At 57.2% G+C, this 17,232-nt stretch carries 16 protein-coding genes and 1 tRNA gene; 7 read left to right on the forward strand and 10 right to left on the reverse strand.

All coding sequences use genetic code 11. The features are described from left to right. The first annotated feature begins 24 nt into the window (after positions 1-24). Together ABNS66_RS11610 and ABNS66_RS11615 are read left to right on the forward strand one after the other, a co-directional pair. Positions 25-2,082, forward strand: a complete 2,058-nt coding sequence (locus tag ABNS66_RS11610) for a TonB-dependent receptor (protein ID WP_286837660.1) — start codon at positions 25-27, stop codon at positions 2,080-2,082. A gap of 173 nt (positions 2,083-2,255) precedes the next feature. After that, positions 2,256-2,525: a hypothetical protein gene (locus tag ABNS66_RS11615; RefSeq protein WP_286694913.1), complete on the forward strand. Its 270-nt coding sequence runs from the start codon at positions 2,256-2,258 to the stop codon at positions 2,523-2,525. Here the strand turns inward: ABNS66_RS11615 and ABNS66_RS11620 are convergent. Further along, the gene (locus tag ABNS66_RS11620) at positions 2,522-3,442 is read right to left on the reverse strand and encodes a LysR family transcriptional regulator (RefSeq protein WP_286694912.1); all 921 of its coding nucleotides are present in this window, start codon (positions 3,440-3,442) and stop codon (positions 2,522-2,524) included. The genes ABNS66_RS11615 and ABNS66_RS11620 overlap by 4 nt on opposite strands. Positions 3,443-3,553: 111 nt before the next feature. Here ABNS66_RS11620 and ABNS66_RS11625 point away from each other — a divergent pair, with 111 nt between their 5' ends. The 3 genes from ABNS66_RS11625 to ABNS66_RS11635 are packed head-to-tail and all read left to right on the forward strand — an operon-like array spanning position 3,554 to position 6,060. Further along, the gene (locus tag ABNS66_RS11625; RefSeq protein ID WP_286694911.1) at positions 3,554-4,540 is read left to right on the forward strand and encodes a cyclase family protein; all 987 of its coding nucleotides are present in this window, start codon (positions 3,554-3,556) and stop codon (positions 4,538-4,540) included. A 1-nt stretch (position 4,541) separates the two neighbouring features. Beyond that, on the forward strand, positions 4,542-5,138 hold the full coding sequence (locus tag ABNS66_RS11630) for a nitroreductase family protein (protein WP_286694910.1): 597 nt from the start codon (positions 4,542-4,544) through the stop codon (positions 5,136-5,138). Between the two features lies 1 nt (position 5,139). Then, on the forward strand, positions 5,140-6,060 hold the full coding sequence (locus ABNS66_RS11635) for a DMT family transporter (RefSeq protein WP_286694909.1): 921 nt from the start codon (positions 5,140-5,142) through the stop codon (positions 6,058-6,060). Positions 6,061-6,178: 118 nt separating this feature from the next. Here ABNS66_RS11635 and ABNS66_RS11640 read toward each other — a convergent pair whose 3' ends face one another. Both ABNS66_RS11640 and ABNS66_RS11645 read right to left on the reverse strand, forming a co-directional pair. Further along, positions 6,179-7,186, reverse strand: coding sequence for a tryptophan--tRNA ligase (locus ABNS66_RS11640; RefSeq protein WP_286694908.1), 1,008 nt, complete (start codon positions 7,184-7,186; stop codon positions 6,179-6,181). Between the two features lie 73 nt (positions 7,187-7,259). Beyond that, positions 7,260-8,363 carry a DUF3524 domain-containing protein gene (locus ABNS66_RS11645; RefSeq protein WP_286694907.1) on the reverse strand — a complete coding sequence of 368 codons (1,104 nt, stop codon included), beginning with the start codon at positions 8,361-8,363 and terminating at the stop codon, positions 7,260-7,262. A gap of 128 nt (positions 8,364-8,491) precedes the next feature. Here ABNS66_RS11645 and ABNS66_RS11650 point away from each other — a divergent pair, with 128 nt between their 5' ends. Next, positions 8,492-9,283 (forward strand): enoyl-CoA hydratase-related protein, encoded by a 792-nt coding sequence (locus ABNS66_RS11650; RefSeq protein WP_204995719.1) that lies wholly within the window; start codon positions 8,492-8,494, stop codon positions 9,281-9,283. Positions 9,284-9,317: 34 nt separating this feature from the next. On the opposite strand, the gene ABNS66_RS11655 is transcribed toward ABNS66_RS11650, so the two are convergent. From ABNS66_RS11655 to tsaB, 4 genes are all read right to left on the reverse strand, one after another. Further along, on the reverse strand, positions 9,318-10,598 hold the full coding sequence (locus tag ABNS66_RS11655) for a M18 family aminopeptidase (RefSeq protein ID WP_286694906.1): 1,281 nt from the start codon (positions 10,596-10,598) through the stop codon (positions 9,318-9,320). 18 nt (positions 10,599-10,616) lie between these two features. Then, positions 10,617-11,516: an NAD(P)-dependent oxidoreductase gene (locus tag ABNS66_RS11660; RefSeq protein WP_286694905.1), complete on the reverse strand. Its 900-nt coding sequence runs from the start codon at positions 11,514-11,516 to the stop codon at positions 10,617-10,619. Between the two features lie 43 nt (positions 11,517-11,559). Further along, a complete protein-coding gene (locus ABNS66_RS11665) occupies positions 11,560-12,360 on the reverse strand; it encodes an undecaprenyl-diphosphate phosphatase (RefSeq protein WP_027872785.1) in 801 nt (266 codons plus the stop codon). A gap of 121 nt (positions 12,361-12,481) precedes the next feature. After that, positions 12,482-13,156, reverse strand: coding sequence for a tRNA (adenosine(37)-N6)-threonylcarbamoyltransferase complex dimerization subunit type 1 TsaB (tsaB, locus tag ABNS66_RS11670; protein WP_286694904.1), 675 nt, complete (start codon positions 13,154-13,156; stop codon positions 12,482-12,484). Positions 13,157-13,263: 107 nt separating this feature from the next. Between tsaB and mobA the strand changes: the two genes are divergently transcribed. Beyond that, complete coding sequence (gene mobA, locus ABNS66_RS11675) at positions 13,264-13,845, forward strand: molybdenum cofactor guanylyltransferase MobA (RefSeq protein WP_286836902.1); 582 nt, start codon at positions 13,264-13,266, stop codon at positions 13,843-13,845. Positions 13,846-14,202: 357 nt separating this feature from the next. Here mobA and katG read toward each other — a convergent pair whose 3' ends face one another. The 3 genes from katG to ABNS66_RS11690 form a co-directional block, all read right to left on the reverse strand. After that, positions 14,203-16,383, reverse strand: coding sequence for a catalase/peroxidase HPI (katG, locus tag ABNS66_RS11680; RefSeq protein ID WP_286836900.1), 2,181 nt, complete (start codon positions 16,381-16,383; stop codon positions 14,203-14,205). Positions 16,384-16,693: 310 nt separating this feature from the next. Then, positions 16,694-16,770, reverse strand: a tRNA-Val gene (locus tag ABNS66_RS11685). Between the two features lie 59 nt (positions 16,771-16,829). Continuing rightward, positions 16,830-17,232 (reverse strand): UvrB/UvrC motif-containing protein (locus ABNS66_RS11690; protein ID WP_348655330.1); only part of this gene is annotated, 403 nt, incomplete at its 5' end.

A 17,232-nucleotide genomic window follows, 5' to 3' on the forward strand; every position in this document is an offset into this window, starting at 1 on the left:
CTGACACTAACGGGATCGAACCGAATGAATCTTGTAAGACTGCGCCCACTAAGCCTGCTGCTGGCAGGCATGAGCCCTCTACTCTGGGCGGATCAGGCACCAAGCACCAGCACAACGATGGAGCAAGTGTCCGTTACGGCTAGCCGAACCGAGCGCGACCCGCAGGATTTAAGCGTCGCTATCAGCGTGATAGACCAAGACAGCCTCGACCGAATCGGTCATACCCACATTAGCGAGCTACTGAGCCGTGCGCCGGGGGTGTGGATAAGCCGCGGCAACGGTCAGGAACACCTCACCGCGATTCGCTCCGGGGTGCTCACAGGCGCGGGAAGTTGTGGCGCGTTCTACTTCGCTGAAGACGGTATCCCGCTGCGCGGCCCTGGCTTCTGCAACGTCAACCAACTTTTTGATGTAAACAGCGAACAAGCGGCCCGCATTGAGGTGATTCGCGGCCCCGGTACTGCCGTGCACGGCAGCAACGCCCTCAATGGCGTTATCAACGTTGTCAGCCGGGCGCCCAGCGATACACCAGAAACGCAGATCGCCGCGGAAGGCGGTCCCAATGACTACGGCCGTCTCAAGTTTAGCCATAGCAACACCGTGGGCAAGCACGGCTATCGCATTAGCGCACACGGCAGCAGCGATGGCGGTTACAAAGATGATTCTGGCTATGACCAGCAAAAGCTGTCGCTACGCCACAACTACAGCGGCGCAGTCTGGTCGGTGCAGTCGCTGCTATCCGCGGCAAACTTGCAACAAGAAACCGCGGGATACGTGCTCGGCAAAGACGCCTACAAAGACGACAGCCGCAAGCGTGAAAACCCCAACCCCGACGCATACCGCAATAGCAAAAATGTGCGCTTTTACAGCCGTTTTGAACGCGATGGCACCCAGGACAGCCACTTTGTAGTCACGCCGTATCTGCGCTACACCGATATGAGCTTTCTACAGCATTTTCTTCCCGGCACCCCGCTTGAAGAAAATGGCGAGCGCAGCGTCGGTGTGCAAACGGCGTTCTACCAGCAAAGCAGCGACAAACTTACCCTGCACAACGGCTTTGACATGGAACTGAGCCAAGCCTACCTGGAGCAGCAGCAGGACAGCGCCGGCTTTGGCCCTTTCCCCCAGGGAAAACACTACGACTACGAAGTCGATGCCCGCTATTTCGCTTGGTTTGTTGGCGGTGACTATGAGGTCAGCGATACAACTCGCCTGAACTTCGGCGGGCGTTACGATATTCAGTTTTACGACTACGACAACCGCATGATTAGCGGCAACACCGCCGACGATGGCACCCCCTGTGCAACGGGCAACGGTGCCTGTCGCTACGCGCGGCCAGACGACCAAAGCGAACGTTTTAGAAATTGGTCTTTCCACGGCGGAGTGGTCCACCAGTTAAACGCCCATCACAGCTTTACCGCCAACCTCGCCCACGGCTTTCGGGCGCCTCAGGCCAGTGAACTCTATCGCCTGCAAAATCAGCAGCTCACATCCAAACTGGAGGAGGAGCTGCTGAATAGTGCAGAGATCGGACTGCGCGGCGAGTGGCAGAATTTCAGCTATCGAAGTGCGGTGTACTGGCTGCAAAAAGACGACGTCATTATTCAAGACAGCAACCGCCAGAATATAAACGGCGGGCGCACAGAAAGCCGAGGCCTGGAACTTGAAGTGAACTGGGCGCTCACCGAGCAGCTGCTTTGGCGCCTGCAAGGCAGCTACGGCAAGCACCAGTACGACAACGATGCACTGACCAAAGCCGGCAACGAACTCGACACTGCCCCACGTCAGCTCGCCAGCACACAACTCATCTGGCAGGCCACCCCAAGCACGGTGCTCAGCCTTGAAGCCGTGCACCAGAGTGAGTACTTCCTCGAAGCCGACAACCGCTTCCGCTACCCCGGGCATACACTGCTTCATGCTCGCTGGGTGCAGCACTACGGTGAGCACGTCTACAGCGTGGTACGGGTAAATAACATTGAGGATGTCGACTACGCAGAGCGCGCCGACTATGCGTTTGGCAACTACCGTTACTTTATCGGCGAGCCCCGCAGCGTCTTTGTTGAGCTTGGCGTCAATTTCTAGCCCCAATAGCCTGGGCAGGGTCTTACCCTGCCTAGGTATAACTCCATAGCTACGCTGCGGCTTACCCAAACACAGCGAGACCCAGGTCACCTTCCCGCGCTTCCCGTATTTTCTCTGTTCGGCAATTTCGCAATAGTCAGTAACCAGCGACACCGCGAATTCGGAGAGCAGCGATGACATACACCGCCATATTTACAGCCCTGTTAATATTACTGCTCAGTAGTGCAGCCAGCGCTCAGACTGAACGCGATTTTGCCGGCCAGTCGCTCGATCAGGTTATCGTGACCCCGGAGACCGTACGCTCAGCGATTGTGCCCGCGCAGCGGCTGCCAAAGTTGCAGCTTCGGTCCGACTCGGAGCGCTTCGAGCTCTCGCTGCGCCATCGCAATGGCACAACACTCACCCTCGGCCCCCTGGGCATCTCGCTGTCTGCACGTTTTTAGTGTTGATTTGAGAGCGTCAAGGCGCTGTCCCAGGCCGGGTTTTCACCAATGTGCTCCAACATAAAATCGATAAAAACACGTACCTTCGGAGGCAGGTAGCGCCGCACCGGATACACGGCAAAGATTGACAGCTCCGGGCATTGATAGCCCGCCAATACTGCTTGCAAACGGCCTTCGCAAATATCCTGGGCAACGGCAAAGCTCGGCATTCGCGCAATGCCCCCCCCCTGCACCGCCATCTGTTTGATAGCAAGGCTGTTATTCAGCTCTGCTACCGGGCGCAAACGCACACTCTGGTGACCGTGCTCAGGGTGGGTAAAGTGCCACTCGGTTGACGACTGTTGATGGCGATAACTTAGAATTCGATGCTCTGCTAATCCAGCCACGTCACTCAGCGGGTTCGCTTTTACATACTCTGGAGAAGCCACCAACAGGTGCCGACAGGGCCCCAAGCGCCGTGCCACCATGCTGGAGTCTGCAAGATCGCTAATACGGATAGACACATCAAAGGCCGGTTCAATGAGTTCGACCTTTCGATCATCTAAATTGACCTCCAGATCGAGCTCAGGAAAGCGCTGCTGTAACGCCGGCAGCAAGGGCGAAACATGCATCACCCCAAATGACATTGGCAGGTTTATGCGCAGCAAACCCGCCGGCTCGTCGCGCATAAGCGCGAGGTCTTCTATGGCGGCATCAATCTCCTGCAAACCACCTCGGCACCGTGAATAAAAGCGGCGCCCGGCGTCCGTTAGGCTCAAACTGCGCGTACTGCGATTGAGTAAACGAAGCTGCAAGCGCGCTTCTAGGCGACTCACCTGCTTGCTGACCAGCGACTTGGATATATTCAGCCGTGTTGCCGCTTCGGTAAAACTGCCAGCATCGACCACCTGAGCAAAAACATGGATGTCATCCAGCATAGGCCACCAATTATATTTAATTTGGAAACAATATTATTCCAATAAGGCGGATTATAAAAACAATTGAGCGCGCTAGGCTGGCCACCTGTTTTTACGTCAGGAGACCAAAGCATGAAACGCCTCACCCTACTGCTGCTGTTCGCCGGGTTGCTAAGCCACGCCCACGCAGAACGAGATGTGGGCATAAGCCCATGGGGCGCAACAGATGAAATAGGCCAGCTCAACACCATGAATGCCGAGCAGCGCGCCGCTATTTTTATGCGCCTGACCAGCCAGCGCATCTACGACCTATCGGTGGACTATTACATCGGCATGCCCAGCTGGCAGGCCGCCGGCGACCCGCACTACCGACTGTGGATGACCCACACCCCAGGCGGCACCGTCATTGACGACCCGCTTGAGCAAGGAAAGCAGAAAAACCGCCACGTCAGCTACAGCGGCTCGGCTATTTCCATGTACAGCCACACCGGCACACATATCGACGCACTGAGTCACTTTGGCCTCAATGGCAAAATATGGAACGGTTTCCCCGCGGCGAAATACCTTGGCGATCGCGGCTGGCAACGTGGCGGCGTTGAAAAATTCCCACCCATCATCGCCCGCGGCGTAATGCTGGATATCGCCGCTCTGCACCAACAGGCTGTGCTGCCAGACGGCTACCGCATTACGAAAGGCGACATCCTCGCTAGCCTTGCTCGCCAACGCCTGCAACTGCAGCCAGGCGACGTTGTGCTACTAAGAACCGGCCGCATGCAACGTTACGAGCGCGCCGCGGCCTACATGGACTCTCCGCCCGGACTCGGCCTGGAAGCGGCCAAGTATCTCGCCGAAGACGCCGGCGTAATGGTGGTCGGCGCCGATAACCTCAGTCTGGAAGCCTTTCCCTCTGAGCTCGACAGCGACTATGTCCCCGTGCACACCTACCTGCTTGCACAACGCGGGGTTCCCATTATCGAACTCGCCTACCTTGAGGAGTTGGCAAAGGACCGGGTGTACGAGTTCGCATTCATCGCGGCCGGGCTGCGACTGCGCGGCGCCGATGCGGCCCCTCTTCGCCCCATCGCGATCCCTCTACTGCCCCAGAGCAAGGAGCACTGATATGTCCACCCCCTCTCTCAACACCCCAGCGGATATGCTGCCCGCCATTGAACGGCGCTGGTCTCCGCGCGCGTTTTCAGACCGCGGCGTGGACCATAAGCAAATACTGTCGATGATTTCAGCGGCTGCCATGGCCCCGTCGGCCTATAACAGCCAGCCCTGGCGGTTCGTCTACAGCCTGCGCAACGACGAATACTGGCAAAGCTTTGTTTCGGTGCTCGACGAATTCAATCGCAGCTGGGCGCAACAGGCCTCCGCACTGATCCTGATCGCATCAACACCTGAGCATCAAAGTGGCGGGAAAACTCGCGCTCTGCCCTACCACCAATTTGACTGTGGCGCGGCATGGATGCAGCTGGCACTGCAAGCGGAGCACCTTGGCCTGCAAACGCATGCCATGGCAGGTATCCACCGCGAGCGGGCCGTTTCTGCACAGTTGCTCCCCAATCACTGGCAGCTGCAGGTCGCGGTAGCAGTAGGCTATTTAGGTCAAGCTAACGACTTACCCGCGACGCTGCGCAACCAGGAGACACGGCGCCCGCGCTTACCCCTGTCAGCAATCGCCTACGCCGGACGCCGCGCTACGGAGGTGTCCTGAAATGGAAGGGGCCCAACAGTCGCCGCAAAAATTGGACGCCTCGCGGCTACTCCTGATGTCCGGATCCTTGATTGGCCTCAGCTTTCCGATGGCAAAGATGGCATCGGCTAACGGCTTGAGCCCGCTTTTTTGGGCCATGCTCACGTCCCTTGGCGCCGTCATAGCCCTGCTTCCTGCGCTCTGGTTACAGGGCCGTTTACAGCGCCCACGCGGCCAGCACCTGCGCTACTGCCTTATCGCCGGGCCACTCAGTTTTGCTGCACCGAACCTATTGCTGGTAATCAGTGTGCCGCACAGTGGGGCGGGCTATACAGGATTGATGTTTGCCCTGTCACCGCTGTTCACACTCGTTTTTGCCGCGCTATTGCGCCAGCAAACCACTAGCGGTCTCGGCGTATTGGGCGTGGTGTTAGGTTTGTTGGGCGCCGCGGTGGTCAGCATCTCGCGCGGCAGCGCCGTCGATGCGCCCGAGCTGGGATATATGCTGCTGGCATTGTGTATTCCGATGCTTCTTGCCGCGGGAAATATCTACCGCAGCTGGGACTGGCCACCCGGCGCCGCGGCAGACGAGCTCGCTCTGTGGAGCCACGGTTTTGCCAGCCTCAGCTACTTGCTTCTACTTATCACTACCAGTGGACCACAAAGCCTTTTTCAGTTTGGTTTGGCACCGGCACTAAGCAGCGCGCAGTTACTGATTGCTGCAGCAACTGCGCCGCTGATATTCCGATTGCAGCAACGCGGCGGCCCCGTACTGCTCAGCCAGCTGGGCTACGTGGCGGCCTCAGTCAGCATGCTGATATCCGCCTCGTTACTTGGCGAGCAATACCCGCCAGGGGCGTGGGCAGGTGCCGCTGCAATCGCGCTGGGCATTGTCATCAGCAGCGCAGCGGCTAAACGCCACGCATCATTAGCCGAAGCGTGACAAACCCACCGCACCGCGCACTTTATCGAGCATCATTGCCGCCTCGGCGTGGGCAGGTGCCGCTGCAATCGCGCTGGGCATTGTCATCAGCAGCGCAGCGGCTAAACGCCACGCATCATTAGCCGAAGCGTGACAAACCCACCGCACCGCGCACTTTATCGAGCATCATTGCCGCCTCGGCGCGGGCTTTCTCTGCGCCTTTGGCCAGCTCAGCATCGAGGTAACTGCCGTCGTTGAGCATGGCATCGTAACGCTCGCGCGCCGCAGAAATTTGATCGTTGATCAATTCAAATAACTGCTTTTTGGCCTCGCCCCAGGCAATACCGTTTTCAAACTCGCGGCGCATGTACGCCGTTTGCTCGGCATTGGCAAAGGCCTGCCAAATTTGAAAAACCGTTGAGTCATCTGGGTCTTTGGGCTCACCCGGCTCCAGCAGATTGGTTTTGATTTTATTGATGTGTTTTTTGAGTTTTTTCTCAGGCAAAAACAGCGGAATGGTATTGCCGTAGCTCTTACTCATTTTTCTGCCATCCAAGCCACTGAGCACCGCCACGTCTTCATCGACAACGGCCTCTGGCAGGGCAAATGTTTCACCGTAAATATGGTTAAAACGCTGAGCGATATCGCGCGCCATTTCCAAGTGCTGGGTTTGATCACGCCCCACCGGCACACGCTGCGCGTTAAACATCAGGATATCTGCCGCCATTAACACCGGGTAACAGAACAGCCCCATGGTGACACCGAAATCGGCGTCCTCGCCTTTTTCCTGATTGTCCTGCACCGCCGCCTTATAGGCGTGGGCGCGGTTCATCAACCCCTTGCTCGCCACACAGTTGAGCACCCACATTAACTCCGTGATTTCCGGCACATCAGACTGGCGATAGAAGGTAGTGCGATCCGTATCCAGGCCCAACGCCAGCCACGTAGCCGCAATCTCACGGGCAGACTGATGTACCGCCGCCGGATCCTGGCATTTGATCAACGCGTGATAGTCGGCCAGAAAGAAAAAACTGTCTTGCTCGGTGGACTGACTCTCTGCAATTGCAGGGCGAATTGCCCCAACATAGTTGCCCAAATGCGGCGTGCCAGTGGTGGTAATACCGGTGAGAACCCGGGGCTTGGCCATGATGCTGTCCTGTATTCACGGAAAACGAAAAGCCGCCTATGATACTGACTGCTAGATGCGCTGTCACCGCCGCTTAGCGGCAAAGCGCATCGAAATGACGCTGATACTCCGCGGCGATATACGGCCAATATAAGTCGGAAATATCGGGCGTCTGTAGCGCCCCACTGTGCTTCTCGGCCAGCAATGCAGCCAGTGCCTGACCGGCCGACTCCGCTTCGGCAGCGGGCGCATCCAGGGCGCTGTCGTATAAATACGGCGCATCAAACCACTGCGGGTAACACAAGCGCGCTGGCAACAATGGTCGGCAACCCGCCGCGACAGCCTCCATCACCGCCAAACCCTGAAAATCGTGCAGCGCCGTCGACAGCACCACATCACTGGCGGCCAGAAGTTTTTCGTACTGATCACGGCTTTCCACGTAGCCAAAATGCTCGCAGGCCAGGGACTGGCTGCGGGTAAGCAAGCGTTCAATGTCACTGAAAGCCTTGGGGCGTTTGCGAAACTGTTGGCCAATAATGTGTATATCGATAGGCAAGGCGGCGCGCTCGCAAGCCTGCAATACCAAGAGCAATTGCTCCGGGCCTTTATCGTATTCCCAGCGGTGATTCCACAACACCGACAAGCGCTCGCTCGGCAAGCGCGGCGCGGCTGGTGCTGGCGGCGCAATACCCACTGGCAGCACCTCGCTGTCGCTAAGCCGGGTCATCACCTCACTGCGCGGGCTGAAGTCCGGCAACTTAGCCAACAGCCTATCGGCGCCCTCGATAAACGTTTGGCGGTTATAGTCGCTATTGAACAGCACCTTGTCTGCCGCCAGGGCGGTGTACAAATTTAGCATCTGAGGTTCAACGCCCTGTCGCTGCTGCGCGCTCACAGGGTAGGCGAACTGGTTCTCGTGGAAATACACCAGCGTCGGTAAGCGGCAAAGCGACGGGCATAAGCCTCGCAGAGCAGATAAATCGGTCATCGATGTGGCGACCAGCAGATCGTAGTCAGCATTTAGCAGTTCACTTTGCAGCATTGCCCAACTCAGGCTATTACCGCGTAATCGCCAACTAAAATGGCGTGGCGGCAGCGTCAGCACCGTCCACTGATGTGCTGGCATCGCCGTCACCAGGCCGTCAGCCCAGGCTTTGTGGCTATTCGCGTGGTAGGCCGACAATAGCAAGATCCGCACAGTTTCCCCTCACATTACAAAATCGTCGAAAGTATACTCGTTGACCCGACTACAGTGCTGCACTACCCTTCTTTCCCCACTATCTGGCCCCGCGCCACGTTCATTCACAACAATAGGCAAGCACTGACATGAGCCAATTTGACACCCTGCGCTTCGAACTTGAAAACGGCATCGCTCGCATTTCGCTAAACCGCCCCGACGCGGCACACAGCCTAAATCTACAAATGGCTCAGGAGCTGGCGCAAGCGGCCATTTTATGTGACAGCAATTCCGATGTGCGCGCGGTCGTGCTCACTGCTGATGGCAAAATGTTTTGTGCCGGCGGCGATGTACAAAGCTTTCATCAAGCGGGCGATGAGGCACCGCAACTGATTAAAGAAATTACCGCCAACCTGCACGCCGCCAACTCGCGTTTTGCCCGTATGCGCGCGCCGCTGATTATCGCGGTAAATGGCACTGCCGCCGGCGCCGGTTTTAGCTTGGCGATGTCTGGCGATATTGTGCTGGCTTCCGAAAAGGCGAAGTTCACTATGGCCTACACCGGCATCGCGGTCAGCCCAGATGGCGGCTCGACCACTTGGCTGCCGCGCTTGGTCGGCCTGCGCCGCGCGCAGGAATTGATTTACACCAACCGCGTTCTCAGTGCTGCCGAGGCACTGGACTGGGGACTGCTCACCAAGGTGGTTGCCGACGAGGACCTCGCTACGGAAACTGACAAGATTGCCGCGCAACTCGCAGCGGGCCCTACCGAAGCCTATGCGCGCGCACGCGCACTGCTGCTGAGCAGCTACGAAAACGGACTGGAATGCCAGCTCGAACAGGAGAGCCGCGGAATTTCACACTGTGTGGGCAGCGCGGATGGTCAAGAGGGCTTGGCCGCATTTGTAGAGCGCCGCAAGCCAAGCTTCAAGGGCGAGTAACACATTTGCGCCATGGGGCGTTCTGCGCGCAGCACTATTGCCGCGCGTAGAACGCTGCCAGTACCTGACTTAATCCAACCGCATCATCGGCGCCGGCAAGCTCACGTATTGAGTGCATAGCAAAGGTCGGCACACCGATATCCAGCGTTGCCACACCCAGTGCAGAGGATGTAATCGGCCCGATCGTGCTCCCACAAGCCATGTCGCTGCGCACCACAAAACTCTGCACCGGCTGCTGACACTGCTGGCATAGATGTCGGAAGGCCGCGCTGGTTTCACTGTTGGTGGCGTAGCGCTGATTGACGTTAATTTTTATTACGGCGCCGCGGTTCAGCAGCGGCCCATGATTCGCGTCGTGGCGGTCACTGAAATTGGGGTGAACACCGTGCGCATTGTCTGCCGAGATCATTAAAGAATGAGCAATGGCCCGCTGCCAGCGGCTTTCATCTCCGGCAATACGGCGCAACACCGACTCCAACATGGGCCCCTGAGCACCACTGCTCGACATACTGCCAACTTCTTCATGGTCGTTGCTGACAAGCACACTGTGTTGATCGGAGGGTGCCGACAGCAAGGCTTGCAAGCCGATAAAACAAGACAGCAGATTGTCCAAACGCGCACTGGCAATAAACTCTTGCTCAAGCCCGATTAGGGCAGCGCCCTGCACGTCGTAAAAGCTCAGTTCGTAGTCTAAAACCGTGTCGACATCACTACCGCCCTGCTCAATCAGCAACTGTTTGAGCAGAGCGTTGAAGTCGGGGGCTTTCTCAGGCTGACTGATCAATACCGGCAGATCGGTCTGGGCATTAATACTACGGTTACTGTTGGCCTCTCGGTCCAAATGAATCGCCAAGCTGGGAATACAACCAATCGCTCGCTCGGTGTTAATCAGGCGATTACGTAACTCGCCATCCTGGCTGCGGTAGCTAATGCGGCCTGCTAGGCCTAGGTCGCGATCAAACCAGGGGTTGAGCAGCGCGCCGCCGTACACATCCACACCGAGCTGAAAATACCCCTTCTTGTGCAGTACCGGGTTGGGCTTCACCTTCAAGCAGGGGCTGTCAGTGTGGGCACCGACCATCTTCCAGCCCTGCTGGGCAACATCACCCAGACCCACTCGAAACGCCACAATTGAAGCGCCGTTGCGCAGGGTATAGTAGCCCTTGCCCGCTTCAAGCGACCAATCATCACGCTCATCCAGCGCGATAAAACCCGCAGCATCCAGCGCTGCAGCCATATTGCTCGCCGCGTGAAACGGCGTCGGGCTGGCATCTAAAAATGCCATCAACTGCTGGTTAAACGTTTGTTTATCCATATTCAATCCGATCACTCGCTAACCCTTGTCGCTGGAAGAACGTGCATGTTGCTGCGATGCCTGCAGTGCTAACAGCAAACTTGATGTGTCTTTCCTACCGCCGCCCAGGCTTTGCACCTGTGCGTAAAATTGATCGACCAAGGCCGTCACAGGTAGGCTGCTGCCTTGCCGACGCGCCTCGTCGAGTACATACGACAGGTCCTTGCGCATCCAGTCCACGGCAAAGCCAAAGTCAAATTCCCCGGTCAGCATGGTCTCCGCTCGATTATCCATCTGCCAGGACTGGGCGGCACCGGCGCTGATCACATCCACAACCGCCGACATATCCAAGCCCGCGCGCTGACCAAAGTTCATTCCTTCCGCCAACCCCTGTAGCAGGCCGGCAATGCAGATCTGGTTGACCATTTTCGCCAACTGACCACTGCCAACCGCGCCAAGAAGACGGTACCGCGCCGCATAGCACTGTAATAACGGCTCAGCCTTGGCGAAAGCTGCCGGCTCACCGCCCGCCATTATTGTGAGCTTGCCGGACTCCGCTCCCGCTTGGCCACCCGATACGGGTGCATCAACAAACTGCAGGCCGGCATGTGCAGCGGCCTGCGCCATCTCTCTTGCCAGCTCGGCAGAGGTGGTGGAATGGTCGACCACAACACCGCCACGCGGCATATGGGCAAACACGCCTTGTTCGCCACACAGCACCTCGCGCACATCAGCGTCGGCGCCCAGACAGACTGCGACAACGTTCCGATCTGCCACCGCGTCCGCGACGCTCGCGGCAACGCAGTCGGAATAAGTCGCTTGCCAGCGTTGGGCTTTTTCCACACTGCGGTTGTATACGCGCAGATCTACCCCGGCCTTCGCGGCATGCCCCGCCATCGGGAAGCCCATCACCCCCAAACCTAAAAATGCTGCCTTCATCACCGTCACCCGTCTTGTTTCACCGCGTTGCTATGCTGCTCGATCAGGCTAGCACGACAGCGTAGATAATTATCGCCAGTACCACTCGGTATATGGCAAAGGGCATCATGCCGACTCGCTCCACCCACTTCATAAATACGCTGATACAGGCGTAGGCTGTTACCGCCGAAACGGCCAGGCCAATTGCCAGCAGCTGCCAGGCGACATCACTGCCATGCTGCAGTAATTCCAGTAATTTATAACTACCCGCCGCCGCAATAATGGGCATGGACAACAAGAAGGAGAAGCGCGCGGCATCGCTGCGTCCCAAGCCTAATAACAGTGCCGCGGTCATGGTGATCCCCGATCGCGACGTGCCCGGCACCAACGCCAGCGCTTGTGCGAAGCCAACTAACAACGCAATGCGCAGGCCGATATCAGCAATACTGCGGCTGTGGCTCGAGTAGCGATCAACCAAACCGAGAATCACGCCAAACACTAACGTCGTTGTTGCCAGCACCACCCCGCCGCGCAGGTGTTGCTCGATAATATCGTTAAAGATCAGCCCGGCAACCACGGCGGGCAGTGTTGCCACAATCACCATCCATGCAAGCCGGCTGTCGGCGCTGTGTTGCCGTGCCACCACACTTTGCGTCCAGGCGGTAAGCAGTGTGCTAACGTCTTTACGAAAGTACGCCAGCACCGCCAACAGCGACCCCACATGCACGGCAACATCAAAAGCAAGGCCCTGATCTTCCCAGCCCAGCAAGGTTTGCGGCAGGACTAAATGCCCGGAACTGGAGATCGGCAAAAACTCCGTTAAGCCTTGAATTGCCGCTAATATCACCGCTTGCAGTGCATCCATTACACGCTTTCCTATCTATCGAATTTGCTTGAGGCTGTTTATGCCAGTGCAATTGTAGTGTGAGCAGGGCCTCGGGCCGGCCCACACTGTGACTGATTTTCTATTGTTTATAAGGTACTGATTATTGCTTCTTCCATGCCACGCTTTCGCGTAAATAAACCGGCTGGGCCTGCTCGGCAGGCAACACCTTCCCTGCCAACACATCTGGCTTTGCCAGCTGCAGCGCGGCGGCGGCACTCGGTAGGATCGTTTGGTCAACAGTGGCTGGCGGGGCATCGCCAAAGCGCTCTGCATAGGTCCAGCCATCGCCGATACCCGCTGCGCCCGCAGCCGTATTGTCGACTTGCTCAGGTGGCAGCAACTGATCGGCGTTTAGCGGTGCAACCACGCCATCGCGGTACTGATAGCGACCGAAATACACCTCGTCCATGCGCGCATCCAGCGCCGGTAATATCATTGTGCCTTCGGCCACGCCCTCTCGCTCAGCGTAGAACTGCGCCATCGCCGCCAGGGTTGAAATCGGCACTACTGGCAATTCCGCCGCAAAGGCCAAACCCTGCACCGTGGCAATGGCCACCCGCAAGCCCGTAAAAGAACCCGGGCCCGCCGTAAAAACCAGTGCATCCATCTGCGCGAGCGGCAGTGAATGCGCAGCTAACATCTCATCCACCATGGGCAGTAAAAATCGCGTGTGGGCGCGAGGCAGCATACGAAAATCTTCGTACACCTGCCCTTCATGCATCAGCGCAACAGAACACGCCGATGTTGAAGCATCGATGGCAAGCAGGGTTGTCATAGGGAGAGTATCCGACAGCGCTAAAAAACGCTGGCATGATAGCACAGCACAGCTCTAACATAGTCAGCGAACACGCCGAACTCATGGATAAAACAGGGTTTTCCCCAATGCCTGAAACCAATGCCGCCCAACCCTATAGCCTGTTAATTCTGGCTGGCGGACAGGGGCGCCGAATGCAGGGCAAAGACAAGGGCCTGCTGGACTGGCAAGGCCGACCGCTCATCGCCCACATTGTCGATGCGCTTGCCGAGAATGCCCATGAAGTGTTGGTAAGCTGCAACCGCAATAGCGACCGCTACCGGGACTATGGACGCCCCCTGCCCGACACGCTTCCCGACTTCCCCGGTCCCTTGGCAGGAATCCTGGCCGGGCTTGAGGGCGCATCCCACACGCAGGTTTTGGTGGTGCCCTGCGACAACCCCTGCCCGCCCACCGACCTGTATCAGCGACTGAGCGAGCAAAGCAGCAACGCGATTCGTTTTGCCTTTGACGGAGAGCAGGACCAGGTGTTGTACGCACTTATTCCTGCGAACCTCCGCGCAAGCCTGTATGACTACTTACAACGCGGCCAGCGCAGCGTTAAAGGCTGGTTCGAACAATGTCATGCTGAAAGAGTGGATTTCTCCGATCAAGCCGAGCGCTTTAAGAATATGAACCGGCCAAGCGATGCCGGACGCAGTAATAGCTAGCTAGGGCCTGTTAACACTAATTGAGTTACGCCTGTTGCGGCTAAAAATTCGCCAAACCAGGAATGAGAAGAGAAGTTTGGTTAACCCAAATGAGCGACGAATGACGACGGGGGGTGGATTTTTAGCTACAACCCAGAGGGCTGGCGCCATTTTTGCCCCCAGCGTTGTTGCAGGTCGCTTGTTTGGGCCCACCAAACTTCGCTTCCTCCGCCTAGCTGGAGGCAAAAATGACCTCCAGCAGGTGCATCTCAATTAGTGTTAACAGGCCCTCGGCCACAGAAGCCGCAATAGTGTGGGCAACAAAAAAGACGCGCCAGGGCGCGTCTTCAGGCCAAAGCATGGGACTAGCAGCGGTTATTACAGATCAAATCGATCCGCATTCATCACCTTCACCCACGCAGCGACAAAGTCGCGGACAAATTTTTCCTTGGCGTCGTCCTGGGCATAAACCTCGGCATAGGAGCGCAGAATCGAATTCGAACCAAACACCAGATCAACGCGTGTCGCCGTCCACTTCACCTCGCCACTAACGCGGTCACGCAGCTCGAACAGGTTGTCGCTGACCGGCTTCCAGGCGTAACGCATATCGGTTAGCGTGACAAAGAAGTCGTTAGTCAAACTACCCACGCGGTCGGTAAACACGCCATGCTGGCTCCCACCGGCGTTTGCGCCCAATACACGCATCCCGCCGATCAAGACTGTCATTTCTGGCGCGCTGAGCCCCAGCAACTGACTGCGGTCCAACATCAACTCTTCGGCGGACACCGTGAAGTCAGCTTTCAGCCAATTTCGGAAAGCGTCGTGCAGCGGCTCCAATACCGCGAAAGACTCAATGTCTGTCATCTCTGCGGTGGCATCACCGCGCCCGGGTGAAAACGGCACAGTGACTGCCACCCCGGCGTTTTGTGCGGCTTGTTCAACAGCCGCGCTACCGGCCAGTACAATGAGGTCTGCCATGCTTACCGACACGCCCTGCGCTTCGCGCACCTTCTCGAGGGTTGTTAACACTTTGTTAAGACGCTCGGGCTCGTTGCCCACCCAGTCACGCTGCGGTGCCAAGCGAATACGGCCACCATTCGCCCCGCCGCGACAATCCGAGTTTCGGAAAGTGCGCGCACTGTCCCAAGCAGTGGAGACCAACTCAGATACTGTCAAGCCACTGGCAAGTACCGCGCGCTTCAAGGCTTCCACGTCACCTTCAGACAAGCGGGTTTCTGACGCGGGAATTGGGTCTTGCCAAATTAAGTCCTCGGCAGGCACGTCAGCGCCCAGATAACGGCTTTTTGGCCCAAGGTCGCGGTGCGTTAACTTAAACCAAGCGCGGGCGAACACCTCGGAAAAGTACGCCGGGTCTTTGTAGAACCGCTCGGCAATAACGCGATAGGCGGGGTCTTTAATCATCGCCATATCGGCATCAGTCATAATCGGATTATGGCGCTGCGACGGGTCGTTGGCATCGACTGGCTTGTCTTCTTCCTTGATGTCTATCGGTTCCCACTGCCAGGCGCCAGCCGGGCTCTTTTTCAGCTCCCAGTCGTAGGTAAACAGCAGGTAGAAATAGCCGCTGTCCCACTGGGTGGGGTTGGTTGTCCAGGCACCCTCAAGACCACTGGTCACAGCGTCACGGCCTACCCCGCTTCCATTGGGGTTACGCCAGCCCAGGCCTTGCTCAGCAACATCGGCACCTTCCGGCTCGGGGCCGAGGGCTTCCGCGTCGCCATTGCCGTGACATTTACCCACCGTGTGACCGCCAGCAGTGAGTGCTACAGTCTCCTCGTCGTTCATTGCCATGCGCGCAAAGGTAAGGCGAACGTCTTCAGCGGTTTTTAGCGGGTCGGGCTTGCCATCAACGCCCTCCGGGTTCACGTAAATCAGGCCCATTTGCACTGCCGCAAGGGGATTGTCGAGCGCGCCGCGCTCATCACTATTCATACGGTCTTGGCCCTTGCCAAGCCATTCGCTCTCAGACCCCCAATTAATATCCTTTTCCGGGTGCCAAATATCTTCGCGCCCGCCGGCGAAACCATAGGTCTTCAGCCCCATCGACTCATAAGCCATATTACCGGCCAAAATCATCAGGTCTGCCCAAGACAGCTTGTTGCCGTACTTCTTCTTGATCGGCCACAACAGGCGCCGGGCTTTATCCAGATTGGCATTATCAGGCCAGCTATTTAGGGGGGCGAAGCGCTGGTTACCGGTAGCCGCACCGCCGCGTCCATCGGCAATGCGGTAGGTGCCAGCAGCGTGCCAGGCCATGCGAATCATCAGACCACCGTAGTGCCCCCAGTCGGCAGGCCACCAATCTTGCGAGTCCGTCATCAATGCCTTGAGGTCACTCTTAACCGCCTCCAGATCCAGCTGCTTAAACGCCTCTGCATAGTTGAAATCCTCAGCCATTGGATTGCTCTTGCGGTCGTGCTGGTGAAGCAAGTCCAGATCCAGCGAATTGGGCCACCAGGATGCAACCTGCGTTTCCTGGCGTGTATTCGCGCCGTGCATTACCGGGCATTTACCGCCCGAGGTAGAAGAACCAGTCATCGTCGATCTCCATTATTTAAGTCAGCGTATTCATTTTTTTAGCAACACCACCTGCCCTTGAACCTAGCACAGCTTTCTGACCAAGGTCGTCAATCAGCGTTCAGCAGCATTCTTTCCCTATTCCGCAAAACGCGACAACGCGCTTTTCGGTCCAGGCACGACTAGTAAGCCTGCAGACAGAAAAAAGATGAAATCGATTATTAATATTAAAATGATAGATTTTGGCAATGACCACTCAGAGTGAGCGCCCAGTTAGCCCCGAAGAAAAGCCAGAAATGAAAAAGGCCCGCCATAGGCGAGCCTTTAAATTTGGTACGACCGAGTGGATTCGAACCACCGACCCCCACCATGTCAAGGTGGTGCTCTAACCAACTGAGCTACGGTCGTATTGTTGAGAGCCGCGCATTATAAGCAGGCAATTCGGGGAAGACAAGCCCAGCCGCCGATTAGCTAATAAACATACGCTCCTTTATCTCGTGAAGCTTGTCGCGCAGTTTGGCCGCCGCTTCAAACTCGAGGTTTTTAGCGTGTTCCTGCATCTGCTGTTCCATCGTTTTAAGCATTTTCGCTAGTTCATTCGGCGCCAGGCTCTCTGCATCGAGCAGATAATCACCGGCGGGCTCAGCTGCTTTGCGCTGGTCACGTCCACGACGATTGGCTTTTGACCCCGGCGCCGCCGCCGCTTCCAAAATATCCTCAACGGATTTGTGCACGCCCTTGGGCACAATGCCGTGCGCCTCGTTGTGGGCAAGCTGCTTCTCGCGACGGCGCTCGGTCTCGTCAATAGCGCGGCGCATGGATCCGGTAATATTATCGCCGTAAGATCGGAAGAGCGACGTGTAGGGAAAG

It is taken from the genome of uncultured Spongiibacter sp., assembly GCF_964011655.1.
Taxonomy (GTDB): domain Bacteria; phylum Pseudomonadota; class Gammaproteobacteria; order Pseudomonadales; family Spongiibacteraceae; genus Spongiibacter; species Spongiibacter marinus.

Bases quoted from the DNA above. Each gene is read 5' to 3' on its own strand.
- ABNS66_RS11610 (WP_286837660.1), top strand. From the start codon at position 25: ATGAATCTTGTAAGACTGCGCCCACTAAGCCTGCTGCTGGCAGGCATG.
- ABNS66_RS11615 (WP_286694913.1), top strand. From the start codon at position 2,256: ATGACATACACCGCCATATTTACAGCCCTGTTAATATTACTGCTCAGT.
- ABNS66_RS11620 (WP_286694912.1), bottom strand. From the start codon at position 3,442: ATGCTGGATGACATCCATGTTTTTGCTCAGGTGGTCGATGCTGGCAGT.
- ABNS66_RS11625 (WP_286694911.1), top strand. From the start codon at position 3,554: ATGAAACGCCTCACCCTACTGCTGCTGTTCGCCGGGTTGCTAAGCCAC.
- ABNS66_RS11630 (WP_286694910.1), top strand. From the start codon at position 4,542: ATGTCCACCCCCTCTCTCAACACCCCAGCGGATATGCTGCCCGCCATT.
- ABNS66_RS11635 (WP_286694909.1), top strand. From the start codon at position 5,140: ATGGAAGGGGCCCAACAGTCGCCGCAAAAATTGGACGCCTCGCGGCTA.
- ABNS66_RS11640 (WP_286694908.1), bottom strand. From the start codon at position 7,186: ATGGCCAAGCCCCGGGTTCTCACCGGTATTACCACCACTGGCACGCCG.
- ABNS66_RS11650 (WP_204995719.1), top strand. From the start codon at position 8,492: ATGAGCCAATTTGACACCCTGCGCTTCGAACTTGAAAACGGCATCGCT.
- ABNS66_RS11655 (WP_286694906.1), bottom strand. From the start codon at position 10,598: ATGGATAAACAAACGTTTAACCAGCAGTTGATGGCATTTTTAGATGCC.
- ABNS66_RS11660 (WP_286694905.1), bottom strand. From the start codon at position 11,516: ATGAAGGCAGCATTTTTAGGTTTGGGGGTGATGGGCTTCCCGATGGCG.
- ABNS66_RS11665 (WP_027872785.1), bottom strand. From the start codon at position 12,360: ATGGATGCACTGCAAGCGGTGATATTAGCGGCAATTCAAGGCTTAACG.
- tsaB (WP_286694904.1), bottom strand. From the start codon at position 13,156: ATGACAACCCTGCTTGCCATCGATGCTTCAACATCGGCGTGTTCTGTT.
- mobA (WP_286836902.1), top strand. From the start codon at position 13,264: ATGCCTGAAACCAATGCCGCCCAACCCTATAGCCTGTTAATTCTGGCT.
- katG (WP_286836900.1), bottom strand. From the start codon at position 16,383: ATGACTGGTTCTTCTACCTCGGGCGGTAAATGCCCGGTAATGCACGGC.